Here is a 23,466-nt window from a genome sequence, read left to right as displayed (position 1 = left end):
TGCGCACAAGGGCCTCGACCACACCCCACCCGGTGGGTATCCCCGCCCCGGTCGACGCGCCGGAGCCGACCAGAAGGGCGTAGACGCCGGGTTGGCTTGCAAGCGAGGTCGCTAGTGTCACCCGTGGGTCGAAGATCGACCGAGGAGACACGATCGGGTCAGTCATGAGCCCACGCTATCGGCTGACTCCAGGGATGTCTGTGGGCGCTCTTGCCTCGGGTTGTGCGCTTCATCGCAGCGGGGCGCTGACGATATTCTTCGAGGAGTCTGAGGGGACGGGGGCAAAGATGACCGCAGAGGTTCAGCGGGAGAGGGCGCCACTCCTGACTGCAAAGCCAGCGCTAGTCCCGGGGATGATCGGCGCCCTGTTCCTCCTGCTCGCCCTGTTTCCGCTGCCGGGCTGGTACTACGTCGCGCTCCGGTGGGAAAACAGCTTCATCGCGATCGTGGTCGGAGTTCTGGCGCTTCGCTCGAGTGCGCGGCTCTGGGTAGCAGGAGCGATCGCTCTGCTGATCGTCTGGAACTTCACGATCCCGATCTATCTCGATCGCTCGGTCTGGTTCTTCCTCGACATCGCCGGCGCCGCGCTGTTCCTAGTCATCGGTTGGAATGTCCCGGCCGCGAAACCTCAGGATGCGCAGAACAAGGATGGCGAGTGGGTGAAAAAGCAGCCGTGGCCCTGGTGGAGAGTTGCTGGTGTAACCCTCGCAGTCCTGGCCGGCTACTGGATCGCAGCATCCCTACTCACCGGGGGCGGGGGCGGGCCAAGCGATTGCCCGGCCTACTCCAACGACGGCAGGGGCGCCTACTGCGATCTTTAATCTGACACTCCGAGCGTCCATACCGGGATAGGCCGGCCGCTCGGAGTGCCAGGATGCGACGTCAGACGCCGACGTCTGCCGGAATCGGCTCGAGGCGCCAGTCGCGCGTGGCTCGCCCGTCGACGAACTGCCATTCGGCGCTGCACTTCCCGCACATGAGCCTCACGTCGTGCTCACGAAAGCCAGGGATGTTGTCGTGCTCCTCGAGGATCGTGCCCTCACCGCACGGGCACAGGTACTCGTACCGCTCGACTGTTCCGCCGCCGGCGCCCCAGCCCTGGTGGCCGTGCTTGTCTCCGTAGATCCGTTCGGTACGGATGCTCACCGGCCGTGACGAAGTCCTCGCCCACTCCGCAATGGCGCTGCGGGCCGCGTCGAAGACCTCGTCGGCGGCACCGACGTTGTGGAGGATCGTCAGCAGCTCCTCCGGTACGCGCGCGACGCCATGGTCGCTGTCGGCGATGCCGGCGATGTAGTCGAAGGCGAGAGTCTCCCGACTGCCGATCGCGCCCCGCTCCCCCGCGGAGTCCACCTGGGCGATCAGCCACTCGTGGAACGGGCTCGTCAGCGGCTCGGCCGCGTCGTCGACACCGTTCCAACGTTCGGTGGTCTCGCCCGTCTTCGCGTAGTGCTCGAGCGCTGCGAGCAGGTGCCGGTAGCCCGGCGGGCGGTGGTGATGGGCGCGCGGCTGCGTGCCGAGGCGATTCATCCCACGCGCGTACTGTACCTGCTGGGGGTTGAGGCCGAGGTTGGCGTTCAGCGACCGCTCTCCCGGGCTACTCTCCGCGAGCGGGAGCCCCAGGGCCGCCGCCGCCCAGATGAGCTTGCCGTTCGACACGTAAGAATGATCCCTGAGCACGCTTCCGAGGAAGTTCTCCGCGACGTGCTTGAGGGAGTAGCTGTGCGCCCCGTCGTTCGGCGCGGGGGTCACCGTGAACATCCGCAGCACTTCGATGGTGAGCACCAGGTCGAGGAAGTCGCGCTCCTCGGCGCAGATGAGCGGTTGCTCGAACGCGGACCACAAACCGTTCTCACCCAGGTTGGTGATCGTCTGGCCATCATCGAGGTCCACGAGCACCTGGTGCTCGGTGAGAACTCGGATCAGCTCGCGGGCGCTGATCCTGTCCCCGAGGATGCCCTGTGCGAGGGGATGCTGCATGAGGCGAAGCGCCTCGGTGTACTTCATGCCGGCGAACCGCTGCCACGCGCGGGCATCCCGCTGGAGCTCACGGTTCTGCAAGCGCAGGGTGATGTCGTTGTCGGTCGTCATGTCAATCTCTGTTCCGGGCCTTCGCTCAGCACCCCACGCCCGCCGCGCATGCCCTCAAGAGAGACGATGAACTGACAGGAACTGCTCTTCTGGATCGGCCGCCGTTGTCCTCAGCGCCGAGACCGCGTGGGGGTCTCAGCTCGGAGAGAGGCGGTCCAGAACCGCCTGCACTCAAGCATAGGGAAGACCCGCCCGGTTGTCAGCTGTCCTCCCGACTTAGCATCGAAGACATGACTCAAGACGCACTCGCGCTGTGGATTCAGGTAATAGCCGTGCTGGCAGCCATCGGCGCCGTTGTGGCCGCTGTGCTGGCCGCGGTTACGGCGTCGGTGGTCGCCGTGGTGCTCGGCGCGTTAGATCGAAGGAACGCGCAGCGGATCTCGGTACGGGACCACGAGTTTCAGCGGCTGTTCCGAGAGCAGGAGCTCCTGCAGCGCCTGCTCGAGAACTACAACCGCGGCGGGTCAACCGACTCCGCGGAAGCATCCCGAATGGGCAGTGAAGCGTTGACGCTGATCGGTGCGATCGGACCGCAGCGGCTCCCCGAGCTGTGGGCGAATCACGTCGACTCGGACGCCGCGCTGCATGCTCTCCTGGACGATCCGGAGATGCCGGACTACAAGAAGGAGGCGATCAAAGTGCAGTTGGCGCTGAACGCGAACCACCGGGACCTCCGAGGGCTCGATCTTCGCTAGTCCTCGTCGATGACGCCGGGTGCTCCTTTCGACTTGGCGTAGACGTCCCATTCCCGGATGCGGCCGTCGAGCTTCTTGCTGAGCTCGTAGGCGGTCGTGGAGTGCAGATAATGCCGCACTCCATGGATTGTGACGGCGATGCACTCGCTATCGTCGTCACCAGTCAGCTCCACGTCAGCGTGGCCTTCTGGCCAGTTCGCAAGGGGGGCGTCCGGTTCGTGCGTCACCGCAGGCACGTTGGCACGTCCACGCTTGTTCCGGCTGGCTTTCCCCATGCTGTCTCCCCTGTTATGTGAATGTGATGGCGGCGCCGGCGCCGGCGATTAGGGCGTGTTGCTAAAGCTGTGACGTGTCGGGGCTGACCCCACGGAGCCATCCGGCTGCGTGAAGGATCTCGGCGGCTATGTCGGTGATCGGGCGGCCATCGGTGGTCACTCTGTATGCCGTGCTGGAAGCGTCGAGTCTCGCTGCGGCTAGCTTGCTGCGTTCGATGTGCTCCTGCAGTGCTGTCCCAATCTCGCGTCTAGCTAGACGATCCGCGGTCGCTGTGTCGCTCGCGGTCAGCAGGACGCCGAACGAGTGGACTTGCTCGCCGAGGGCAGCCGTGAGCGAAGGGATCTCCAGCACGCTAACGGTGTTGGTGAAGATCAGCCGGGAGTAGCCGATCGCGCGGTAGTTGCGCCAGATTGCGGCAAGGTTTTGCTCGGCGAGGTCTATACCTTCGCGCCACGGCTGGGGGAACGCCTGATCGAGATTGTCGCCCTCGATGACGGCATGTCGGATGTCGGCGCGTTCCAGGAGATGTGATGCCTCGGCGGCGACCGAGGACTTCCCCACGCCGGAGCGGCCGCCGATGAAAATGACCTCTGTGGGAAGCTCGGCGCGCATCCCCCTATTCTGCTACGAGGTAAGCCAGTGGAGCGTTGCGGCGAGGCAGAGGCCAGCGTGGTAGTTCTTGGCGAGTTTGTCTGAGCGCATCGCGATGCCGCGCCATTGCTTGAGCTTGTTGAAGCATCTCTCGACGACGTTGCGGCCGCGGTAACGGCGTCGCTGCTGGTCGCCGAAGTCGATGGGACGGCCGCGCCGTTTGCGCCGATGGGTGATCTGGTCGTCACGTTCGGGGATCGTCGTGGCGATGCCGTGCTCGCGCAGCCACGCCCGGTTCGCGCGGGATGGGTAGCCCTTGTCGGCCATCAGCCGGTCGGGGCGAGTGCGTGGCCGGCCTCTCCCGACCGGAACACGAATCTGCTCCAGCGTCGCAGCAAGCATGGTCGTATCCGCAGCCTGCCCCGGCGTCAGGACGAACGCCAGCGCCCGGCCCTTCCCATCGCAGACCAGGTGGTTCTTCGTCGTCAACCCGCCCCGAGAGCGACCGATCGCGTGATCGGACGGCTCTTCACCGAACTTCTTGTAATTCTGAAGAGCCCCCCGTGACCCGCGGAAGGGTTGCGCCGTGCTGATGCACGCGCACGATCGTGGAGTCGATCGAGGCGACCCAATCCAGTTCCTCGGCCTGCTGGGCGAGGGACTGCACGCGCTCGAGCACCCGAGCCCAGACCCCCTGTTCGGCCCACCTATTGAAGTTCTTGTAGATCGTGTTCCAGTTCCCGAACCGCTCCGGCACGTCGCGCCATGGTGCGCCCGTCCGGAACCGCCACGCCGTGGCCTCAACAACTGTTCGACGATCCACCGGCGGTCGCCCAGTCGCGTACACTACTGGAAACAGCGGACCAATCACAGCCCAGGCCTCATCAGAAATCACATCACGCGACACGATTCAAGCCTCGCTAGCGAATCATCGGAACGGGTTTAGCAACACGCCCTAGAACCGTCGGCAAGACTAGGCCGTCCCGCTTCGGCGCGTCACCGCTAAACATTGACGGCGGCCTCGAGTGGAGACCCGCTCGACCAGAGACCATTACGGTCAAATAGCGGCACGCACGCCCGCGTGAGCTCGTCGAGACCACCGTTCTGTAGAACTTCCGCAGAATGACGACCTGCGCCCGCTACGACATCCGCGAGTTGAATTCGCGGGTCAGCTTTGGAGTCTGCCGTCCGGACCTCAGTGATAGCGGAACCAACAATCGGTGCCGCTCCGCGGACCAGGTCGAGGGCCTCGGCCGTGAGTGCCGAGTGTTCGTCCGCCACGAGCTCGAGCTCTTCTCCGGGGTAACGAGCCGTCCAGGTTGCAGTGACTGAAAGCAGGACAGGCACCATGGGCTCAAGGTAGCGAACGATGGGGGCCGCGGAGTCGTTCCCGTATTCGTTGGCTTGAAGGCGCGCTTCCCATAGCATCCGAAATGAGTCCGCATTGAGTGCCGACGACGCCGAGCGCCGCACTCGGTTCAGCGCCTTCATGAAGTCATAAGGTGTCGCAGCCTTGCCGGCTGGCAGCTTATAAAAGCGCACGAGACGGTTGAAAGTGTCTAAGAGGACGGACCACGCGACAGGGTCGACATGCGGTGCGACTTCGTCATGGAGCTCGTTGGCCAGGTCACGCTCAATTGGGGCTAGGTTCACGTTGCGTTCGTGCGCTTCCTCTTCCACCAGGAGCGAGATGAGCTTGCTCGTAATGAAGTACGACTTGTCAGTAACGTGGATGCTCGCGCGCTGGCCAAGTGCGCCTTTAGGGGACAGGAACGCTGCCAGTACCTTCGGATGCTTGTTCACCAGGCCGCTGGACTTCAACTCCCCTGCCGAAGCAATTTCATTCTCGGTTGAGCCAATAGCTTTCCGAAGGTCCCGAATGATCGATGATGCCTCGACCTCCGACAAGTCCACCGTCCCGTAGGTGAAGAACCTATGGGTCGGAGCGGTCAGGTTTTCACCCTCCGACCCGGACTCATCACCCGCAATCTGAATCATGCGTCTAGTATCTGGCACACCAACGCCGCAAGGCGTCGGTCAGCCCTTGCCGGCAGGCAGCTCATTCCGGGCGCGCGCACTTTGTCTCATCCCAAGCCGAGATCGTGTCTCGAGAAGCTAAAGATTCTCGAGACACCCATCGCGCGCCCCACTGGTCGATCCCTCCCTGGGACGCCTTCACAAACCGATGTCTCACAATGTCGTCTGGGCCGTCCAAATGTCATACCTGTGATCGGTCGGCTTTACGAGACATGATTGGGATTACTCCTGCGGATTGGCTCAAAGACATTTTGACCAAATTGGCAATGCAACATTGTCTGCTTAGGGGTTGGGTCGAGTTCTTGCGTCTCAGGCAACCTGTCCGAACCTAATCCGGAGCTGCTGGCACATCCGAGATACCTCCCGACGTCGACAGCGTCCGCCCGCCTTAGACTGACCGCTGCTGGAGCGCACGAACCTACCGATATTCAGTAGCTCGGGCCATCCCACGCTGATTGGCCAGCTGCGGCCGCTGGCCAATCCCCTAGCGACACGGTTCGTTAGCAACGCGCATTTCCGGTGCGCGAGCGATGCGCGCCTTCTCTCATGGCAACCGCTCCGGCCTTAGTCCCGTCTCTTCCTTTACGTATCGGGCCAGCGCATGCCGAACGACGTCTGTGACAGTCCGCCCCTCGCTCGCAGCCTTGGCCTGCGCTGCCTTGTAAAGATCGGTGGGGATTCTGAACCCTCGCATAGGGGTCTTCGGCTGATTTGGCACGCGATCAGTGTGCCACGCGGCAATCTGACAATGCATCACTTTCCTCTGGCGCGGGTGCTATAGCACCCCGTAAAATAGCCCTATGACAGCCAACAAAATGGAGCTGATCGTCGAGGTTCCCGACCAGCTCGAACGGACGGCTCGTCTTATTGCCGCGGCACGAGGCGAGGACATCAATGCAGTGGTCTGCGCGGCCCTGCGCGAGTACGTCGGGGCGGTGCCACTGTGAGCGCGCACGAGCGGTTCGGCGGCCGGCTTCGGCGGTGCCGGCAATGCGGCATCCGGGTGCCCCGCAGCGAGATGGTCTACGGCCACCGCGCCTGCTCCGAAGACTGCGCCAACAACCTCTGGTTCAAGGAGACGTTCGACGCTTTCGTGGACTAGGCGAAGGACTCGGCGGCACCATCTGGCTCGATAGCATGAGCGGATGATCGCTCTCGCCTCATCAGCGCGAGCGCTCAGAGTGTTCCAAGTCGTGTGGGTGCTCGGCTTCCTCGTGGGAACAACCACTCACACGGCGGATCTCATCATCGGCGGAGTGAACGCCTACAGCGCCTTCCCTCTCGGCGTCCGGCTGTTCTGGGTGACACTGACGATCCTGGATCCGGCCACCGCTGCGCTGATCATCTTTCGACGGCGCTCCGGCATCGTGCTCGGCATCGCCGTGATCGTCGCCGACATTGCAGTGAACTGGACCGTTTTCTTGATGGTCGGCGGGCTCTCGTTGTTCGGCGTCATCAGTCAGAGCCTGTTTGCGGCGCTCATCCTCGTCACGGCTCGCCCCCTGTGGAGATGGTTCGGGCGCATCGGGGCTTGATTCAGAACCGTGTTCATTCATGGATGTCAGAACCGGCAGGATCGAATTTATGAGTAACTGAGTTAGTCATAAAGTAGACTGATGAGCATTATGGGTAACCGCGACTCTGAGCCAACCCCGAAGCAGTGGCCGAGCCTTGCGTGGGAGCGCCAGGTGTGGCTGCCCACATCCGGCTGGAGCGTGAACGCTGAGTTCGAGGGCGGCGGTCAGCCCTACAAGTCCTCGATTCCGCCGACCATCGCCGCACTGACTCCCGAACCCGACAAAGATGCACGCGAAGCCGCCGAGGCTGCGGTGCAGGAGCTGAGCCGGTTCGATGCCGAGTTGGGCGGTCGGGTTGCGGGGTTCGCTCCGGTGCTTCTACGCTCCGAGGCCGCATCCTCGTCTCAGATCGAAAACCTCACAGCCAGTGCTCGCGCCATCTTCAGCGCCGAACTCGGGTCGAAGAGCAGTCGCAACGCCGAGCTGATCGCCGCGAACACACGCGCCATGCAGGCCGCGATCGACCTGTCGGATGCCCTGTCACCAGCCGCCCTGGCAGAGATGCACCGCGTGCTCATGGGCGATCAGATGCGTCACACCCCGGGTGAGTGGCGCCGCGAAGCCGTGTGGATCGGGACGAAGTCGAACAGCCCCATCGGTGCCGAATTCGTTGCGCCGCACTTCGAACGAGTACCGGCGCTCGTCGACGATGTCATCGACTTCTCGGCTAGGCGCGACGTACCCGCCCTTATCTCGACCGCGATCGCGCATGCACAATTCGAGACCATTCACCCGTTCACCGATGGAAACGGTCGAACCGGACGGGCGTTCGCCCAGGCGCTGTTGAGGCACCGCGGGGTGACCCGCAATGTCGCTGTGCCGGTGTCGGCGGGGTTGCTCGCCGATGTCGAGGGGTATCACCATGCCCTCACCGCCTTTCGTGAGGGCGACGTCTCGCCCATCGTTCTGGCGTTCGCGGAAGCGTCGCTCCGAGCAGTCGCCAATTCGCGAGAACTCGTCGCCGATATCGACGCCATCAAGGAGAGCTGGCAGGGGCGGCTGACGGCACGACGATCCAGCAACGCCTGGGCGTTGCTCGACGTGATCGCTCAACGGCCGGTCATCGATTCCGCCACCGCCGCCGCCGCGCTCGGGGTGAAGCAGCCGAACGTCTACCCGGCACTGCAGGCACTCACGGAAGCCGGCATCCTGAAGTCGAAGGCCGAGCACCGGGCGGGGCCGTTCTGGCGCACCGACGAGATCCTCGGCGCCATCGACCGCTTCGCCGAACGCGCCGGGCGACGCGAACGCAGTTGAAGACGGTCGCGTGCCCGGCGGCTTCAGGTGGTTGCGAGCACTGCATGAGTCACGTGCTCTGCGACGTGACCGCGAGCGGCCAGCATGCGGGCAAGCGCCGGCGGCAGTTGGGCGTCGACGAGGAAACGCACTGGCTACGAAGCGAGGACGATTGCGTGGTCGGCCTACGCAGCAGCGTACTCGAGGCACGCGCGAATATCGTCGGCCGTGAGGTACGGGTAGTTCTCGAGGATCTCTGCTTCCGATGCCCCAGCAGCTAGCAGCGAGAGCACATCTGCCACGCGCACCCGCGTGCCACGAACGGCAGGACGGCCGTGCACGACCTCCGGGTTGATGACAATGCGATCCAACAGCGACATGCCGCCAGGGTAGCGGTGATACGTGCCCTTTGTGCGTTGAGCCTTCGGAACACACGAGCGGCGTTCTGACCAACAAGGCCGTGTTGTGAGCCGCAACGATCAGCATCCTCTACGCGCCATCAGCGACATCCACTTCACTTATTGCATTTACCTCGCGATACCGGCCGCATGTCGATCGCCGCAAGCCAGCTCCCGGGTGACCCGGAGCACGTCGCAAAGCGCGCCCTTGACTGTGTCCGTCGTGCAACCGAGGCAGCACCGGGCTCGAACTCTCCATCGTGGGCGAGAAGTCCCCGGTTGAGATCCCTGCAGAGGTGGCCGACGTCGTGATCGAGGCTCTGGAGAACGTCGCCGCCGGCCACCACGTGAGTGCGCTGTCGCGTGATGAGGAGTTGACGACAGTGCAGGCCGCGGAGGTCCTGAACGTGTCGCGCCCCTCCGTGATCAAACTCTTGGAGAACGGCGAGATCGCGTACCGCCCCGTGAGCTACTGGCTCTTCTCTTGGGCCGATCGATGTATCGCGGACGCCGGAGGGAGAGCCCCGCGCCGGCACATCCGGCAGCGCGACACAGGGCCGCGCCCGAGCACCCCAGCGTCATCCCCTGCTGACGCGGGGACCCACCGGCGCGGTCATCGTGGCCACGATCATGTCGCCCGCCAGTCGGCGGTAGCGCTCGTTGCGGTCGACGTCGAGCAGGTCGCGCTCGAACAGCACCCGGAAGGTGTAGCGGTTCGCCACGTGGAAGACGGAGTACGCGCTGATCATCATGTGCACGTCGAGCGCGTCGATGTCGGAGCGGAACACCCCGGCAGCGACCCCGCGCCCGAGCACACGCTCGAGCGTCTGCACCGCCGTGGAGTTGAGATCGCGGATGACGCCCGAGTGCCGGATGTGCTCGGCCCGGTGCACGTTCTCGATGGCCACCAGCCGCACGAAGTCGCGATGGCTGGTGTGGTGGTCGTAGGTGGACTCGGCGAGCGAGCGGAGGGCGTCGACCGGGTCGAGCCCGTCGACGTCGAGATCCTGCTCGAGCCGGCGGATGACGGCGTACGCCGACTCCATCACCGCGAGGTAGAGCCCCTCCTTCGAGCGGAAGTAGTAATAGATCATCCGCTTCGTGGTGGCCGTCTGCGCTGCGATCTCGTCGACACGGCCGCCCGCGAAGCCGTTGTCGGCGAACTCGGCGGTGGCCGCGCGCAGGATGCTCTCCCGGGTGCGCTGCGCATCCCGCCGCTTCACCGCCGGTTGCTCCTCGACGGAATCAGCCATGGATGACCCGCCCCTTTCGCCGCGATCGGTTCCTCAGCGGCCAGTTTAGGACGCTCGGGCCGGTGGCCCGTGAGAGCGGCTCAGTCGACCACGAGACGGAAGCCGGCGGCTGACGCTTCGGCGCGCACCACCCAGCTCCCCGGGGCGAGCGCCGCCAGCGGCAGTGGGAGCGGCTCGACACCGGGCCGGGCGTCGAGCACACCGTGCGCGCTGCGCCAGGGCATGTCGAGCGAGGCTGTGGCGACCGCCCGGATGCGCCGCGACGGGTTCGCGGCCACGAGGGCGTCGACGATGCCGTCATCGATCGGTGATTCGGACCAGAGGGTGAGTTCGTGCACACTGATCCGCAGCAGCGCACGGGCAGGCAACTCGGCGTCCCGGGCGGCCGCGAGCAACACCACACGGCCGCCGAGCGTCGTCTCACCACGGGATCTCAGCACGGCTCGGGCACGCAGCAGCTCGGCCACGGCATCGTCGATCTGAGGCTCGTCGATCCGGCCGGACTGGTGCTCCACGGCAGACGTCATCCTCTCGCTCCTGGCGATCAATGATCCGAATAGTACATTGCCCGCCCCTTGACGCGGGGTGAATGTCCGTCCATTATTAACCGCACGGTACATTACGGAGACCACTCAATGACGAATCCTCCCGGATCCACCCCGACAGGGCCCAGCCCTTCGGGGGCCCCGCTCCCCCGCATCCTGGTTCTGAACGGCCCCAACCTCAACCTGCTCGGCACCCGCGAGCCCGCGCTCTACGGCCACGACACACTGGCCGATGCCGAGAGGCTCGCCGTCGAGGCGGGTGCGCGCGCCGGATTCGCGGTGGAGTGCCTGCAGAGCAACCACGAAGGCGTGCTGATCGACCGCATCCAGGCCGCGCGCGGCACTGCGGGAGAGGCAGACGGCGGGATCGCGGGTATCGTGCTGAACGCCGGCGGTCTCACCCACACCTCGGTCGCGCTGCGCGACGCGCTGGCCGCCGTGGCCATCCCCTTCGTGGAGGTGCACGTGAGCAACGTGCACGCTCGCGAGCCGTTCCGGCACCACTCCTTCCTCTCGGCGATCGCCTCGGCGGTCATCGTGGGGGCGGGCATCGCCGGGTACGGCTGGGCCGTCGAGCTGCTCGCGCGCCGAACGGCGACGGCATCATGACCCGCCGCTACCTGGTGGGCCTGATCGGCGCCGGCATCACCGAGTCGCTCACACCGCCCATGCACGAACGCGAGGGCCGGGCGCTCGGGTTCGACTACGAGTACCGCGTGCTCGACATCCTCGAACTCGGCCGCCGGCCGGAGGAGATCGGGGCGATGCTCGCCGAGGCCTGGGCCGAGGGCTTCGACGCCGTGAACGTGACGCATCCCTGCAAGCAGCTCATCATCCCCGAGCTCGACGCCCTCACCCCCGACGCCGAGCGGCTCGGCGCCGTGAACCTCGTCACCCGCGGCGCCGAGGGCACACTGGGGCACAACACCGACTGGACCGGATTCCGCCGCTCCTTCGCCGATGGTCTGCCCGGTGTCGCCGTCGATCTCGTGGCGCAAATCGGCGCCGGCGGGGCGGGAGCCGCCACCGGCTACGCCCTGCTCGACGCCGGCACCCGGCACCTGCTGCTCGTCGACGACGAGCTCGAGCGCGCCGAGGCCCTCGCTCGGTCGCTGGGCGAGCTCTTCCCCGACCGCCGCGTCGACGCCCGCAACGCCCTGAACACCGCCGAGTTCGGCGGACTCGACGGCGTGGTGCACGCCACCCCCACCGGCATGAAGGAGCACCCGGGCACCGCCTTCGACGTGGCAGCCCTCGCCCCCACCGCCTGGCTCGCCGAGGTGGTGTACCGCCCGCTCGACACCGAGCTGCTACTGGCGGCACGCGCTCGGGGCCTTCGCACTCTCGACGGCGGGCGGATGGCGGTGGGCCAGGCCGTCGACGCGCTGCATCTGATCACCGGCGTCGAGCCCGACGCCGAACGGATGCGCGCCCACTTCCTCGACCTGGTCGACGCCGACGAGCGCACCGCGAAGGCGGCGGTCTAGATGCGCACCTCCATCGCCACCGTCTGCGTCAGCGGCACCCTGGCCGAGAAGCTCGACGCCATCGCCGCCGCCGGCTTCGACGGCATCGAGCTGTTCGAAACCGACCTGGTGACCAGCCCGCTCTCCCCCGAGGAGGTGGCCGGTCGCTGCGCCGACCTGGGCCTCACCATCGACCTCTACCAGCCGTTCCGCGACTTCGAGGGCGTGGAACCAAGCGTGCTCGCCGCCAACCTGCGGCGAGCCGACCGCAAGTTCGAGCTGATGCACCGCCTCGGCACCGACCGCATCCTGGTCTGCTCGAATGTGGGAACCGCCACCGTTCCCTACGACGAGACCGCGGTCGACCAGCTCGGGCGACTGGCGGAGCTGGCTGCCGAGCACGAGGTGGTCATGGCCTACGAGGCACTGGCCTGGGGCAAGTACGTCTCCACCTACGACCACGCGTGGCGCATCGTGGAGCAGGTGGCGCATCCCGCGCTCGGCGTCTGCCTCGACAGCTTCCACATCCTCTCCCGCGGCAGCTCGCTCGACACCATCGCCGACATCCCCGGCGAGAAGATCGCCTACGCGCAGCTGGCCGACGCACCCCGGATGAACCTCGACGCGCTCAGCTGGAGCCGGCACTACCGCCTCTTCCCGGGCGAGGGCTCGTGGGACCTGGCCGATTTCGTGGCGCGGATGCTCGCCGCCGGCTACACCGGCCCGCTCTCGCTCGAGGTGTTCAACGACGTGTTCCGCGAGAGCGATCCCCGGGTCACCGCCGTCGATGCGCGGCGATCGCTCGTGGCGCTCGAGGACGAGGTGGCGAGGCGGAACGGCGACAGTGCGCTCGAGGTGCTTCCCGCGCCGATCGAGCTCGGCGGGTTCAGCTTCGTCGAGCTCGCGCCGGGAGTCTCCGATCCGCGCGGTAGCGACGGGTCGGCCTCGGAGACGCTCTCCGAGCCAAGCTCCTCGTCGGACGTCGAGCGGATGCTGCAGGCCCTCGGTTTCACCGAGACCGGCTCGCATCGGCGCAAGAACGTGGCGCTCTGGCAGCAGGGCGACGCGCGCATCGTGGTGAACCACGGACTCGAGGCCTCCTCGGCGGGCATCGCCGCGCTCGGCTTCGACGTGCGCGTGGTGCGCGAGGCGGCGGCCCGGGCGGACGCGCTGCAGAACGACGTGCTGCACCGCGACCATCGCGCCGGCGAGGACGAATTGCTCGCCGTGCGGGCGCCCGACGGCACCGAGGTGTACTTCAGCGAGTTGTCCTCCGGCACCGGCGGGGGCGCGGGGCGCCGGTGGACCGCGGAGTTCGGCGACGGCGACGCGTCGGTCCCCTCCGCGCATCCGTTGCGCATCGACCACGTCGCCCTCGTGCAGCCCTGGGACCGCGTGGAGGAGGCCGTGCTGTTCTACCGCAGCCTGCTCGACCTCACCGCCACCGAGTTCGTCGACGTGCCGGGGGCCAGCGGTCTCGTGCGCTCGCGCAGCCTCGTGTCGCCGGCCGGCGGCATCCGGCTGGCCCTGAACGCCCTGCCCGATCACGCTCGCGACGACTCCGACTACCCCAACCACATCGCTCTCGTCACCGACGACCTGCTCGGCCTGCTGCGGCGGCTCGACGGGTTGCCTCTGCTCGAGGTGCCGGGCAACTACTACGACGACCTCGACGCGCGGTACGGGCTGGCGCCCGGACTGCTCGACGAGCTGCGGGCGGCGAATGTGCTGCTCGACCGGGCCGGCGACGGCGAGTTCTTGCACGCGTACACGCGGCCGGTCGGTCGGGTGTTCTTCGAGCTGATCGAGCGTCGCGGTGGCTACGACGGCTACGGAGCGGCCAACGCCCCGGTGCGCCTGGCTGCACAACGACGCCTCACCGGCGCCCTCCCGTCGGGCACGAGCCCGGCGGCCCTCCTCCCTTCCCGCACCACCTGACCGCACCAGCCGGCCTTCCGGCTACCCTTCGAAAGGATCAATGATGACCTCTCTCTCCCCTCCTCCCCGGCTGCCACCGGCGCGCCGCACGCCGGCAATCCCCGGCGTGCCGCCACCGCCGCCTGGATCGGCAGCGCGCTGGAGTACTACGACTTCTTCATCTACGGCACCGCCGCCGCGCTGGTGTTCGGCCGCATCTTCTTCGCCGGCAACGACCCCATCATCGCCACCTTGCTTGCCGTGGCCACCTTCGGCGTCGGCTACCTGGCCCGTCCGCTCGGAGCGCTCGTACTCGGGCACATGGGCGACCGCCTCGGCCGCAAGCGCGTGCTGGTGTTCACCGTGCTGCTGATGGGAGTGGCCACGTTCCTGGTGGGCTGCCTTCCCACCTACGACCAGATCGGCGCCTGGGCTCCCGTGTTCCTCGTCGTGCTGAGACTGTGCCAGGGATTCTCGGCCGGCGGCGAGCAGGCCGGGGCCAACTCGATGTCGCTCGAGCACGCGGGCGAAGGTCGGCGTGCCTTCGTCACGAGCTTCACGATGAGCGGAACGCAGGCCGGGCAGATCCTCGCGACGGGCATCTTCATCCCCGTGGCGCTGCTGCCCGAGGACCAGCTGCTGAGCTGGGGCTGGCGGCTGCCGTTCTGGCTGAGCGCGATCGTGGTGGTGGTGGCGTTCCTCATCCGCCGCACACTCGAAGAGACGCCCGTGTTCGAGCAGGAGAAGGCGAGCGGGCAGGTCTCCGAGGCGCCGCTGAAGGTGCTGTTCCGCGACCACTGGCGCACGGTGCTGCGGGTCGTCGCGGCCGCCCTGATCGCCTCGGTCAGCACGATCTTCACCGTCTATGCCCTCACCTACGCCGTGAACACCGTGGGGCTGGATCGCACCTCGATGCTCTGGGTGGGAGTGCTCGCCAACGTCGTCGCGCTCGGCGCCATCCCGTTCTGGGCCCGGATCTCCGACCGCGTCGGCCGCAAGCCCGTGTTCATCGGCGGCTCGATCGGCTGCGCGGTGCTGATGTTCGGCTACCTCTGGTCGATCTCGGTGGGCAACTACGCGCTCATCTTCCTCATCGGAATCGTGATGTTCGGCTTCGTGCACAGCGCCACCGGCGGGGTATGGCCGGCCACGTACGGCGAGTGGTTCCCCACCAAGGTGCGCCTCTCGGGCACCGCGCTGGGCACCCAGATCGGCTTCGCCATCGCGGGCTTCGCCCCCACCATCGCGGTGGCGATCTCGGGCGACGGGCCGGACTCCTGGCTGATCGTCGCGGTCTTCCTGTCGGTGCTGGTCGCCATCAACGTCGTCGCCGTCGCCACCGCGAAGGAGACCTTCCGGGTGCCGATGGAGAAGCTGGGGCTCCGGGAGCCCCGGACCGCCGATCGGGTACGCGCCGGCGCCGTGGCAGAGTAGCGAACAGCCATGAGCAACCCGCAGCAGCCTCCCTCGTCGTCGGTGTCGTCGCCGATCCGGCGGCCGGATTCGCCGAGCGAGTTCCGCGTGTACGCGGTGCGGTACGCGACGCGCTCGGGGCTGCGCGGGCAGCACTTCCACTGCCTCACGAGCGACTGGGATGCGCCGCACGAGACCGCCTACTTCGTCTGGGTGGCGGTCTCGGCGACGCGCACCGTGGTGGTGGATGCGGGCATCCACCCGGAGCGGGCGGCCTCGGTGCCCGAGATCGCGTACCGAGGTTCGCCGCCCGAGCTGCTCGCCGCGCTCGGCGTCGCGCCCGAGCAGGTCGACACCCTCGTGCTGACGCACCTGCACTACGACCACACCGGAACCGTCGCGCTCTTTCCGAACGCACGCATCGTGGTGCAGCAGGCGGAGCTCGAGTACTGGACCGGGCCACTCGCCGCCCGCATCGTGCGTGAGCGCTGGCTGATGGAGCCCGCCGACGTGGCGCACGTGCAGGCGGCTCTCGCTCCGACGACGGATGCGCATCCGGGCGGGGCGATCGCGGTCATCGGTGACGCCGAGCTGGCCCCCGGCTTCTCGGTGCACCTCGTCGGCGGCCACACGGTCGGCATGCAGGTGGTGCGCTTCGCCACCGCGGCGGGCCCCTTCGTCGTCGCCTCCGACGCGGCCCACTACTACGAGAACATCGAAGACGACCGCCCCTTCGAGATCCTCCACGACGTGCCCGGCATGTACCTCGGCTTCGACCGTATCAACGAGCTCGCCGGCAGCCCGACCCGCGTCGCCCCCGGCCACGACCCCGAGGTCTTCACCCGCCATCCGCCCCTCCCCGGCCACCCCCACGTGACGCGCCTGGCCTGACGCCATCGGCCGTTTAGCCGTCACCGGCGCTATGAGATGGCGAGGGTGTCCCCCTGGCCTACCTCGAACACCTCGAGTCCGGGAGCTCTCAACAGTGCATCGATGCACGCCCGGCTTCCGGCCACGATCGTGCGGTCGGAGTCGATCTCGGACACGACGAACCAGGCGCGATCCGCCGGCCACCAGAGGTTCGCGAGCTGGGAGCCGGGCCACGCGCTGAACGAGTGAGTCGCATCCTGGAGCGGGCCTTCGAACAAGCCCATGACTCGCGTGTTCGACTTGAAGAGCTGGATGTCGGGAGGGAGCTCGCTGCCGCCGAATCCCTCCCAGACACCGAAGAAGCACGTCGCGGGAGTGATGGTGAAGGCGGCGAGCACCTCGGAGAGCGAGTGTGCGACGGAGGGGGTGAGCGTGCCGACTCGCGGCCGGTCGTGCCACTCCTGGCCGTCGGGGTCGACGTTGATCCGCGTCCACTGGGCGAGCGGGCCGAACGGGCGGCCGTTGGCAGCCGCGACGGATACCCACGTGGCGTGCTCGCCGCCCTGCTCGATCTCATGGAGGACTCGGGCGTACGCCTCGTACTCGGCCGGGACGAAGCCTTCGATCGTCAACTTCCAGTGATCGGTGCCGGCCGCGACCCACTCGGCGGCGGATGACTTCGTTAGCGGACGCATCCGGACCTCACAATCAGAGCGAGTCGATGAGCTCGCGCATCAATTGAGAGGGCGTGGTGTGGCGCTCTTGAGCCACTTCATCGAGTTTGGCTCGGCGCGCAGCATCGAGTCGGAGCGTGAACGGGCGTGCCTGGGCTCCTACGCTGATAGGGCGTCCGGGCACCGAAGGGCCGAGGTGCTTACCCGTGTAGCCCTGCTCGGATTCGGTCTCGGCGGCCCATTGTTCAATGTCTGCATCTGTGAACGGAGTGCCGTTCACGTCGGTGTACTTGCTCATCTGCCTACCTCGGCTTCATGCGGCGGTGCGGTAGAGCAGGGCCATAGCCCCTGAGCGGAAGTCCTGGCGCTCGACGAGCTCGAGCTCGACCCGCTCGCGCAGTCCGGCGAGCAAGGTCGGGCCGCGGCCGGCGATCACCGGATGCACGACGAACGCGTACTCGTCGATCAGGCCCAGGTCAGCGAGCGCCAGGGGCAAGGTCACGCCCCCGACAGACAGGGGCCCTCCCGGCTCCTCCTTGAGCCGCCTGACAGCGTCGCCGAGGCCGCCCCGCACGAGTTCGGCATTCCAGTCGACGTCGTCGAGGGCGCTCGACACGACGTGCTTCTTCTTGCCGTCGATGCTCTCGGCGAACGGGATGTCCCACTCCCCCATCCAGTTCGGCCACGTGCCCGAGGCGGGCCGCCGCCAGGCCGACTCCATCATCTCGTAGGTGACCCGGCCGTAGATCAGGGCGTCCGCCCGGTCCATCTCGGCGGTCCAGAAGCGCATCGAGTCCTCGTCGGGGGCTACGCCTGCCTCGTGGTGGACGCAGCCGTCGAGGGTGACGTTGATTCCGTAGCGCAGTGGTCGCATCCGTTGCTCTCCCTTGATGCAGGCGGCTCATTTCGCTGGTTCGCAACCAGGCTACTGTCGGGCGGCCATCCCCCGAAGGTTTGGTCGCAACTCGCTTCGTCGGTGCACTGGCCTCCTCGGTGCAACCCCGATCACGAACTTCCCCAGAGGGCGAGCTCCGACCAGTTCGGCGGAGCGCCTAGGTGAGTGATGTTGACAGTGGGCATCGTGGGGAAGCCCTTCAAAACGGCGGGCAAGACAGCGAGTCTGCCGATGCCCCGTTGCTCGAGCAGGAATTGAATCATCGAGAGGTGCCCGAAGGCTCTCGTGAAGGGGCCGCATTCATCCAGCCCGGGGAAGCGGCCAGGAGACGGGAGCTTTGGTGCGATAGCGAAGACACGGTTGAAGAATCGACCATGATGGGCGCACACATTGCGCACGACGTTGAGAGATTTGAGCCAGGAGCCGAGTTGTGGAGCTGAGAGTCCGAATTCTCCGGCTATCTGATCTTGAGTTGCACGGGGAGCGAAGTTGTAGAGCCTCGTGAGGCTACCCCAATCGAGCAATTCGACCGCCACCCAGACGGGAAGGGTTCCGCCGTACTTTCGTGCATGATGGTCGACGAAGTCTTCTCGCGACTCGTTCTGGGACTTCTCGAGCTTCGCCGCCCACTCGTCGTAAGCATCCCCTTGGGCAATCGGGCCAAGACGGTCTCTGCGCAAGTGAGCGCACTCATCGAGAGCGCCTAACGCGTGGCCCAGCGAAGCCCGAACAGCCAACTCGATACTGCCCAGGGCTGCGAAGGTCATCGATCGCAAACCTTGGTCGAACCGGTATAGATCCAAGACAGCTGTCAGGGTGGTGCCTGGATAGAAGTCGTCCTGTCGGGCGGCATTCTCTAGCTTTCGGAAGGGATACCAATAGCCACTGAGGCGGTAATAGCTGACCCGCTGGAGTTCCTGCGTCGCCTGTAGGCGATCGCCGACGTCCATGCCGCGGTGGATCAGCAGATCTATCAGGTCGTCGTAGTCCCGGTATTGCTTCACCGCGGTCACGATCGCGCACTCCGGGTAAAGCGAAGACCGGCCCTGGACCTAACATGTAGGCGGAACCGGTCGTGATGCGAATACTTTACCATTTGAGGTCGTCTCGCGTGAAGCTTTGCTGACATATTGTCAATTATTGCACTGGCGCGTCACCTCTTAGTCCTCGAGTCGGGGCCATGACTGGCGCTTACGCCGGACAACTCGGTGCTGCTGCGTCACGAAATCGATCATCCAACCGCAGATCGCGATGCCGCGCTCTGCGGGGCGATCACACTCTTACTGGGCAGCGCGACCAGGGACACGAGCGCAGTGAGGGCCGACGCACCGAGCACGATCCACGTCACCACGGACGTGCCGGCGGCACCGACCACCACGCCCGCCACGAGAGTGCCCGCGCCGATTCCGAGGGTCATCGCGCTGACGATCCAGCCGTTCGCCTCGGTGAGGGCGGCCGCGGGGCTGAGTTGCGAGATCCGCTCGAAGACCTGGCCCAGGGTCGGCGGGAGCATCAAGCCGGAGATGCCGGCGGCGACGACGAACGCCCACGTGGGGAGCGCGGTCGCGGAGAGCGGGAGGTATCCGATGGCGAGCAGCATGCCGCAGAGCGTGAGGAGGCGTGCCGGGGTGGAGCCGAGAGGGCGGATGCCGACGACGGTCGCTCCGACGAGGGCGCCGAGCGCGTTCACGGCGAGGAGCCAGCCGGCGAGGCCGTCGGTGGAGCGGGCCGCCTCGGAGGCCGTCGCGACGATGGTCAGCGCGCCGACGGGCACGCCGATGCCGAACGTGAACACGGCGACCCGCGCGACAGCGGGGATGAGGATGGGTGAACGGATGCCCAGATGGGCGGTCACATGGCTGCGACGACGAGCCGACGCGGCGCGCGGCGCCGGGTTGAGGATGAACGCGAGCGCACCGACCAGGCCGAGCCCTCCCGCGCACAGCAGGTTGCCGACCGGGCCGAAGACCGCGATACCGACGACGGTGAGCAGCGGGCCGAGGATGAAGATGATCTCCTGAGCGCCGGCATCCAAGCTGAAAGCAGCCTTCAGCTGCGGGCCCGGGGTCACGAGGCGCGGCCACAACGCCCGAAGCGCCGGCTCGAGCGGCGGCGTGAAGACCCCAGCGGCCGCGGCTAGCACCACCGCCACACCCGGCAGCGGGTCGAGCATCAGCGCCATCCCGGTGAACGCGAGAAAGCTCAGGATGCCGCTGACCGCCAGAATGGCGACCTGCCCGAAGCGGTCGATCAACCGTCCGAGAAGCGGCTGCCCGACCGCCCCGGCGACGACGTAGACCGCGGTGATGAGCCCGGCGAAGCCGAAGTCGCCGTTCGTGGAACGCACGAGCTGCACGATCGCCAGCGCCGCCATCGCGCCCGGGAGGCGACCGAGCAACGAGGTGAAGAGCAGATACCCGGTATGCCGGGTGCGCAGAACGTCGACGACGGGGTAGGAAGAGCTTCTTGTCACAGAAGCCAGTCTGACGGAGATCGGCCGTTCGCCAGGCGACGAGCCAGCCGGACGCTTAAATTGCTTAACCGCTTGATCATCTCAATTTCATCCCTTATGGTCATGATCAAGCGTTTAACCAAAGGACTCGACGACGATGCCCGATCACACTTTCTTCCAGCCGCGCGGCGCGTGGGTGGGAGACATCATCCCCTTCCAGCACGACGGCGACCTCGCGCTCTTCTACCTCTACGAAGAGCGGTCCGACCCGAAGCCGGGCACCCCGTGGCACCTCGTCACCACGCGCGATCTCGTCCACTTCGACGACGAAGGGCTCGCCTTCGAACACGGCACGACCGACGATCCCGACTTCAACGTCTACACCGGAAGCATCGTGCAGCAGGGGAACACCTTCCACCTCTTCTACACCGGCCAGAACCCGCGCCACCTGGGCTCCGACGGACTTCCGCTGCAGCTGGTGATGCACGCCACCAGTTCAGACGGGATGACCAGCTGGACCCGGCATCCGGAGCACACCTTCGGCGCATCCGCCGGCTACGAATCCGCCGACTGGCGCGATCCCTTCGTGTTCCGCGACGAGGCCGCCGGAGTCTGGCGGATGCTCATCGCCGCCCGGCACACCGACGGCCCCGAGCGGCGGCGCGGCGTGATCGCCCAGTGCATCTCGACCGACCTCGTCACGTGGGAGCCCGTGGAGCCGTTCTGGGATCCTCGCCGCTACATCGCTCACGAATGCCCCGAGGTGTTCCAGTGGGGCGACTGGTGGTACCTCGTCTACTCGGAGTTCTCCGAAGGCTTCACGACGCGCTATCGGATGGCCCGCTCCCTCGACGGCCCGTGGCAGGTTCCCGAGTTCGACAGCATCGACGGCCGCGCCTTCTACGCCTCGAAGACCGCCGAGCTGAACGGCCGCCGCTTCTTCTTCGGCTGGATCGCGAGCAAGGAGGATTCCCGCGACGACGGGGCCTGGCAGTGGGCCGGCACCCTGTCGGTGCTCGAAGCACGACAGAACGCGGACGGCACGCTCGCCTTCGGCTTCGCCGCCGAAACGCGAGAGAGCTTCAGTGAGGCCGTGACCACCACCTTTGCCGGCCGCCCGAGCGGCGACCCCCTCGTGCTCGCCGCCCCGGACGGCTACACCGCGCTGCTCTCCGACCAGGAAACACCGGCCGCCTTCCGCGCCTCGGTCACGCTCGACATCGAGCACGGAACCACGGAATGCGGCCTTCTCCTCCGCTCCAGCGGCGACGGCGATGCCTCCTACATCGTGCGTCTCGAACCCAAGCGCAACCGGATGGTCTTCGATCGCTGGCCCCGGCGGCGCACGGGCGACGGGCAGTGGGAGATCTCCGGCGACGTGCCGTTCCTCATCGAGCTGGAGCGCCCGTGCGATCTCGCGCCCGGCCGGCACCGGCTCGACGTGATCGTGGAGAACGACCTGTGCGTCGTGAACCTCGACGACCGCACCACCCTCAGCACCCGGATCTACGACCACACCGGCGGCCGCATCGGCGTGTTCGTCGGCGAGGGATCGGTGACCGCGCACCACTTCGAGGTGTCGGCGCGGCCCGACCGATCCCCCGCCTCCGACGCGGATTCCGCGATGACCCGTTCCGACCGGCAGTACGCCTGACCTTCACGCTTCGCCACCAGCACCAATCCTCACCTACCCTTCGATCAATGGAGATGGAACACATGAACAAGACCCGCACACGACTCGCCCTCGCAGCCACGGTGGCCACCATCGGATTGCTGCTCAGCGGCTGCTCCGGTGGCAGCTCCGGCAGCAGCGACCCGACCGATGTGAGCCCTGAAGGCGAGATCGTTCCCCGCGAGATCTCCTGGCTGCTCTCCCGGCCGTCCGACGGCGGCGTGATCACCGCGATGGAGCAGATCGCCGACGAGTACGCGAAAGACCACCCCGGCTTCGCCCTCAACCTGATCACCACGCCCGACCGACCGTCGTACATCCAGAAGTACGAGACTCTGGCCGCCGCGAACAAGCTGCCCGAACTGTTCGACACGGATGCGACCCCGTTCGCCCAGAAGCTCGCCTCGCAAGGCACGATGATGGACGCCGAGGCGTTGCTGAAAGATCTCGGCGTCTACGACGACTACCGGCCGGCCGCTCTGAACTACCAGCGGTTCGACGACGGCTCCCTCTACATGGTGCCGTTCGAGTTCCAGCTGGAGTTCTTCTGGTACAACAAGGCCCTGTTCGAGCAGGCCGGGGTCGAGGTGCCGAAGACCCTCGACGACTTCCCCGCGATGTGCACGAAGCTCCGCGCTGCCGGCATCACCCCCATCGCACTCGACGGCCAAGACCAGTGGCCGCTCGAGCGGTACATGGCCTACTACCCCTTCCGCACCGCGGGTCCCGACTACGTGCAGCAGCTCAAGAAGGGCGACGCGAAGCTCAGCGACGCGACCGGTGAGCAGGCCGTGCAGTGGCTGAGCGACCTCGGATCGGCCGGATGCTTCCAAGACGGCTTCTCGTCGACCGGATACTCCGACGCCCAGGCCTCCTTCACCTCGGGCAAGGCCGCCGTGTACAACATCGGCACCTGGGAGCTGAACAGCCTCGCCACCGACGCACTCGACCCCTCGGTGCGCGACGACATCGACTACTTCACGCTTCCGGTCACCGCCGACTCGGTGACGGCCGCCAACGAGTACGTCTCGCCGTCGGGCATCGGCATGGCCGTGAACGCGAAGACCTACGACCCGCTGGTGCGCGACTTCCTCTCCTTCGCCCTCAAGCGCTACCCCGAGGTGTACGCGGCCACCGGCGCGCTCTCCCCCACCACGAACGTGCAGACCACCATCCCAGACAACGCCACTCCTCTCTATCAGCGCGCGGTCGACCAGGCCAACGACGTCGGCGAGAAGACGGCGATGCCGTGGGACACCCAGCTCGACCCGACCTCGAACACCCGTCTCCAGCAGGAACTCACCCTGTTGCTGCAGGGCGAGGTCGACCCCGACGAGTTCATCAGCACCATGGACGGCGTGATCGCCGACAACGGGCCGAAAGCCTTCCAGTAACCGCCCACCCATCC

Annotated in this window: 24 protein-coding genes and 1 pseudogene; 12 read left to right on the top strand and 13 right to left on the bottom strand. The window is 66.6% G+C overall.

All coding sequences use genetic code 11. From position 1 onward, the window contains the following. Positions 1 to 353: 353 nt before the first annotated feature. The gene (locus tag BLW00_RS13540) at positions 354 to 821 is read left to right on the top strand and encodes a DUF6804 family protein (RefSeq protein ID WP_139256719.1); all 468 of its coding nucleotides are present in this window, start codon (positions 354 to 356) and stop codon (positions 819 to 821) included. Between the two features lie 61 nt (positions 822 to 882). On the opposite strand, the gene BLW00_RS23470 is transcribed toward BLW00_RS13540, so the two are convergent. Then, positions 883 to 2,091, bottom strand: a complete 1,209-nt coding sequence (locus BLW00_RS23470; RefSeq protein WP_175494271.1) for a hypothetical protein — start codon at positions 2,089 to 2,091, stop codon at positions 883 to 885. Positions 2,092 to 2,321: 230 nt separating this feature from the next. On the opposite strand from BLW00_RS23470, the gene BLW00_RS13530 reads away from it, so the two are divergent. Continuing rightward, complete coding sequence (locus tag BLW00_RS13530; protein ID WP_092555031.1) at positions 2,322 to 2,786, top strand: hypothetical protein; 465 nt, start codon at positions 2,322 to 2,324, stop codon at positions 2,784 to 2,786. Here the strand turns inward: BLW00_RS13530 and BLW00_RS24260 are convergent. The 4 genes and pseudogenes from BLW00_RS24260 to BLW00_RS13515 all read right to left on the bottom strand — a co-directional run bounded on the left by BLW00_RS24260 (position 2,783) and on the right by BLW00_RS13515 (position 5,651). Beyond that, positions 2,783 to 2,905, bottom strand: a complete 123-nt coding sequence (locus BLW00_RS24260) for a hypothetical protein (protein ID WP_281242413.1) — start codon at positions 2,903 to 2,905, stop codon at positions 2,783 to 2,785. The two genes, BLW00_RS13530 and BLW00_RS24260, sit on opposite strands and share 4 nt — an antisense overlap. Before the next feature lie 217 nt (positions 2,906 to 3,122). Beyond that, positions 3,123 to 3,674, bottom strand: coding sequence for a DEAD/DEAH box helicase family protein (locus tag BLW00_RS13525; RefSeq protein WP_092555029.1), 552 nt, complete (start codon positions 3,672 to 3,674; stop codon positions 3,123 to 3,125). Between the two features lie 12 nt (positions 3,675 to 3,686). Next, positions 3,687 to 4,563 (bottom strand): annotated as a pseudogene (locus BLW00_RS13520) (IS5 family transposase). 92 nt (positions 4,564 to 4,655) lie between these two features. Beyond that, entirely contained in the window at positions 4,656 to 5,651 is a 996-nt protein-coding gene (locus BLW00_RS13515) for a DUF3800 domain-containing protein (protein WP_092555027.1), read from the bottom strand. Positions 5,652 to 6,490: 839 nt separating this feature from the next. Between BLW00_RS13515 and BLW00_RS23465 the strand changes: the two genes are divergently transcribed. The 3 genes from BLW00_RS23465 to BLW00_RS13505 all read left to right on the top strand — a co-directional run bounded on the left by BLW00_RS23465 (position 6,491) and on the right by BLW00_RS13505 (position 8,524). Further along, positions 6,491 to 6,637 carry a hypothetical protein gene (locus BLW00_RS23465; RefSeq protein ID WP_175494270.1) on the top strand — a complete coding sequence of 49 codons (147 nt, stop codon included), beginning with the start codon at positions 6,491 to 6,493 and terminating at the stop codon, positions 6,635 to 6,637. Positions 6,638 to 6,835: 198 nt separating this feature from the next. Continuing rightward, the gene (locus tag BLW00_RS13510) at positions 6,836 to 7,225 is read left to right on the top strand and encodes a hypothetical protein (protein ID WP_092555025.1); all 390 of its coding nucleotides are present in this window, start codon (positions 6,836 to 6,838) and stop codon (positions 7,223 to 7,225) included. Positions 7,226 to 7,306: 81 nt separating this feature from the next. After that, entirely contained in the window at positions 7,307 to 8,524 is a 1,218-nt protein-coding gene (locus BLW00_RS13505) for a Fic family protein (protein WP_245741584.1), read from the top strand. 164 nt (positions 8,525 to 8,688) lie between these two features. Here the strand turns inward: BLW00_RS13505 and BLW00_RS13500 are convergent, their stop codons facing one another. The 3 genes from BLW00_RS13500 to BLW00_RS13490 form a co-directional block, all read right to left on the bottom strand. Next, complete coding sequence (locus BLW00_RS13500; protein ID WP_092555021.1) at positions 8,689 to 8,883, bottom strand: DUF433 domain-containing protein; 195 nt, start codon at positions 8,881 to 8,883, stop codon at positions 8,689 to 8,691. Between the two features lie 596 nt (positions 8,884 to 9,479). Further along, positions 9,480 to 10,154: a TetR/AcrR family transcriptional regulator gene (locus tag BLW00_RS13495; RefSeq protein WP_092555019.1), complete on the bottom strand. Its 675-nt coding sequence runs from the start codon at positions 10,152 to 10,154 to the stop codon at positions 9,480 to 9,482. 80 nt (positions 10,155 to 10,234) lie between these two features. Beyond that, positions 10,235 to 10,681, bottom strand: coding sequence for a hypothetical protein (locus BLW00_RS13490; protein WP_139256717.1), 447 nt, complete (start codon positions 10,679 to 10,681; stop codon positions 10,235 to 10,237). A 108-nt stretch (positions 10,682 to 10,789) separates the two neighbouring features. Here BLW00_RS13490 and aroQ point away from each other — a divergent pair, with 108 nt between their 5' ends. From aroQ to BLW00_RS13465, 5 genes are read left to right on the top strand one after another with little or no spacing between them, the layout of a single operon-like run. Then, positions 10,790 to 11,308, top strand: coding sequence for a type II 3-dehydroquinate dehydratase (aroQ, locus tag BLW00_RS13485; protein WP_092555015.1), 519 nt, complete (start codon positions 10,790 to 10,792; stop codon positions 11,306 to 11,308). Continuing rightward, positions 11,305 to 12,186: a shikimate dehydrogenase gene (locus tag BLW00_RS13480; RefSeq protein WP_092555013.1), complete on the top strand. Its 882-nt coding sequence runs from the start codon at positions 11,305 to 11,307 to the stop codon at positions 12,184 to 12,186. Before aroQ ends, BLW00_RS13480 begins: the two co-directional genes overlap by 4 nt. Further along, positions 12,187 to 14,103 carry a bifunctional sugar phosphate isomerase/epimerase/4-hydroxyphenylpyruvate dioxygenase family protein gene (locus tag BLW00_RS13475; RefSeq protein ID WP_092555012.1) on the top strand — a complete coding sequence of 639 codons (1,917 nt, stop codon included), beginning with the start codon at positions 12,187 to 12,189 and terminating at the stop codon, positions 14,101 to 14,103. A 36-nt stretch (positions 14,104 to 14,139) separates the two neighbouring features. Next, positions 14,140 to 15,516 (top strand): MFS transporter, encoded by a 1,377-nt coding sequence (locus tag BLW00_RS13470; RefSeq protein WP_092555010.1) that lies wholly within the window; start codon positions 14,140 to 14,142, stop codon positions 15,514 to 15,516. Positions 15,517 to 15,525: 9 nt separating this feature from the next. After that, the gene (locus BLW00_RS13465) at positions 15,526 to 16,386 is read left to right on the top strand and encodes an N-acyl homoserine lactonase family protein (RefSeq protein ID WP_092555008.1); all 861 of its coding nucleotides are present in this window, start codon (positions 15,526 to 15,528) and stop codon (positions 16,384 to 16,386) included. 29 nt (positions 16,387 to 16,415) lie between these two features. Here the strand turns inward: BLW00_RS13465 and BLW00_RS13460 are convergent, their stop codons facing one another. The 5 genes from BLW00_RS13460 to BLW00_RS13440 form a co-directional block, all read right to left on the bottom strand. Next, on the bottom strand, positions 16,416 to 17,060 hold the full coding sequence (locus BLW00_RS13460; protein ID WP_092555006.1) for a hypothetical protein: 645 nt from the start codon (positions 17,058 to 17,060) through the stop codon (positions 16,416 to 16,418). A 13-nt stretch (positions 17,061 to 17,073) separates the two neighbouring features. After that, the gene (locus BLW00_RS13455; RefSeq protein WP_092555005.1) at positions 17,074 to 17,337 is read right to left on the bottom strand and encodes a ribbon-helix-helix domain-containing protein; all 264 of its coding nucleotides are present in this window, start codon (positions 17,335 to 17,337) and stop codon (positions 17,074 to 17,076) included. 15 nt (positions 17,338 to 17,352) lie between these two features. Next, positions 17,353 to 17,913: a dihydrofolate reductase family protein gene (locus tag BLW00_RS13450; protein ID WP_092555003.1), complete on the bottom strand. Its 561-nt coding sequence runs from the start codon at positions 17,911 to 17,913 to the stop codon at positions 17,353 to 17,355. 131 nt (positions 17,914 to 18,044) lie between these two features. Further along, complete coding sequence (locus BLW00_RS13445; protein WP_245741583.1) at positions 18,045 to 18,947, bottom strand: Abi family protein; 903 nt, start codon at positions 18,945 to 18,947, stop codon at positions 18,045 to 18,047. A 218-nt stretch (positions 18,948 to 19,165) separates the two neighbouring features. Continuing rightward, entirely contained in the window at positions 19,166 to 20,407 is a 1,242-nt protein-coding gene (locus BLW00_RS13440) for an MFS transporter (protein WP_092555001.1), read from the bottom strand. Positions 20,408 to 20,543: 136 nt separating this feature from the next. On the opposite strand from BLW00_RS13440, the gene BLW00_RS13435 reads away from it, so the two are divergent. Together BLW00_RS13435 and BLW00_RS13430 are read left to right on the top strand one after the other, a co-directional pair. Next, complete coding sequence (locus tag BLW00_RS13435; protein ID WP_092554999.1) at positions 20,544 to 22,040, top strand: glycoside hydrolase family 32 protein; 1,497 nt, start codon at positions 20,544 to 20,546, stop codon at positions 22,038 to 22,040. Between the two features lie 62 nt (positions 22,041 to 22,102). Continuing rightward, positions 22,103 to 23,452 (top strand): ABC transporter substrate-binding protein, encoded by a 1,350-nt coding sequence (locus BLW00_RS13430; RefSeq protein WP_092554998.1) that lies wholly within the window; start codon positions 22,103 to 22,105, stop codon positions 23,450 to 23,452. Positions 23,453 to 23,466 lie beyond the last annotated feature (14 nt).

Source organism: Herbiconiux ginsengi (assembly GCF_900107435.1).
GTDB lineage: Bacteria > Actinomycetota > Actinomycetes > Actinomycetales > Microbacteriaceae > Herbiconiux > Herbiconiux ginsengi.
Note: the sequence above shows the minus strand (reverse complement) of the source record. Positions and strands in the feature narration are given on the sequence as shown.

Bases quoted from the DNA above. Each gene is read 5' to 3' on its own strand.
- BLW00_RS13540 (WP_139256719.1), top strand. From the start codon at position 354: ATGATCGGCGCCCTGTTCCTCCTGCTCGCCCTGTTTCCGCTGCCGGGC.
- BLW00_RS23470 (WP_175494271.1), bottom strand. From the start codon at position 2,091: ATGACGACCGACAACGACATCACCCTGCGCTTGCAGAACCGTGAGCTC.
- BLW00_RS13530 (WP_092555031.1), top strand. From the start codon at position 2,322: ATGACTCAAGACGCACTCGCGCTGTGGATTCAGGTAATAGCCGTGCTG.
- BLW00_RS13525 (WP_092555029.1), bottom strand. From the start codon at position 3,674: ATGCGCGCCGAGCTTCCCACAGAGGTCATTTTCATCGGCGGCCGCTCC.
- BLW00_RS13515 (WP_092555027.1), bottom strand. From the start codon at position 5,651: ATGATTCAGATTGCGGGTGATGAGTCCGGGTCGGAGGGTGAAAACCTG.
- BLW00_RS23465 (WP_175494270.1), top strand. From the start codon at position 6,491: ATGACAGCCAACAAAATGGAGCTGATCGTCGAGGTTCCCGACCAGCTC.
- BLW00_RS13510 (WP_092555025.1), top strand. From the start codon at position 6,836: ATGATCGCTCTCGCCTCATCAGCGCGAGCGCTCAGAGTGTTCCAAGTC.
- BLW00_RS13505 (WP_245741584.1), top strand. From the start codon at position 7,307: ATGAGCATTATGGGTAACCGCGACTCTGAGCCAACCCCGAAGCAGTGG.
- BLW00_RS13500 (WP_092555021.1), bottom strand. From the start codon at position 8,883: ATGTCGCTGTTGGATCGCATTGTCATCAACCCGGAGGTCGTGCACGGC.
- BLW00_RS13495 (WP_092555019.1), bottom strand. From the start codon at position 10,154: ATGGCTGATTCCGTCGAGGAGCAACCGGCGGTGAAGCGGCGGGATGCG.
- BLW00_RS13490 (WP_139256717.1), bottom strand. From the start codon at position 10,681: ATGACGTCTGCCGTGGAGCACCAGTCCGGCCGGATCGACGAGCCTCAG.
- aroQ (WP_092555015.1), top strand. From the start codon at position 10,790: ATGACGAATCCTCCCGGATCCACCCCGACAGGGCCCAGCCCTTCGGGG.
- BLW00_RS13480 (WP_092555013.1), top strand. From the start codon at position 11,305: ATGACCCGCCGCTACCTGGTGGGCCTGATCGGCGCCGGCATCACCGAG.
- BLW00_RS13475 (WP_092555012.1), top strand. From the start codon at position 12,187: ATGCGCACCTCCATCGCCACCGTCTGCGTCAGCGGCACCCTGGCCGAG.
- BLW00_RS13465 (WP_092555008.1), top strand. From the start codon at position 15,526: ATGAGCAACCCGCAGCAGCCTCCCTCGTCGTCGGTGTCGTCGCCGATC.
- BLW00_RS13460 (WP_092555006.1), bottom strand. From the start codon at position 17,060: ATGCGTCCGCTAACGAAGTCATCCGCCGCCGAGTGGGTCGCGGCCGGC.
- BLW00_RS13455 (WP_092555005.1), bottom strand. From the start codon at position 17,337: ATGAGCAAGTACACCGACGTGAACGGCACTCCGTTCACAGATGCAGAC.
- BLW00_RS13450 (WP_092555003.1), bottom strand. From the start codon at position 17,913: ATGCGACCACTGCGCTACGGAATCAACGTCACCCTCGACGGCTGCGTC.
- BLW00_RS13435 (WP_092554999.1), top strand. From the start codon at position 20,544: ATGCCCGATCACACTTTCTTCCAGCCGCGCGGCGCGTGGGTGGGAGAC.
- BLW00_RS13430 (WP_092554998.1), top strand. From the start codon at position 22,103: ATGAACAAGACCCGCACACGACTCGCCCTCGCAGCCACGGTGGCCACC.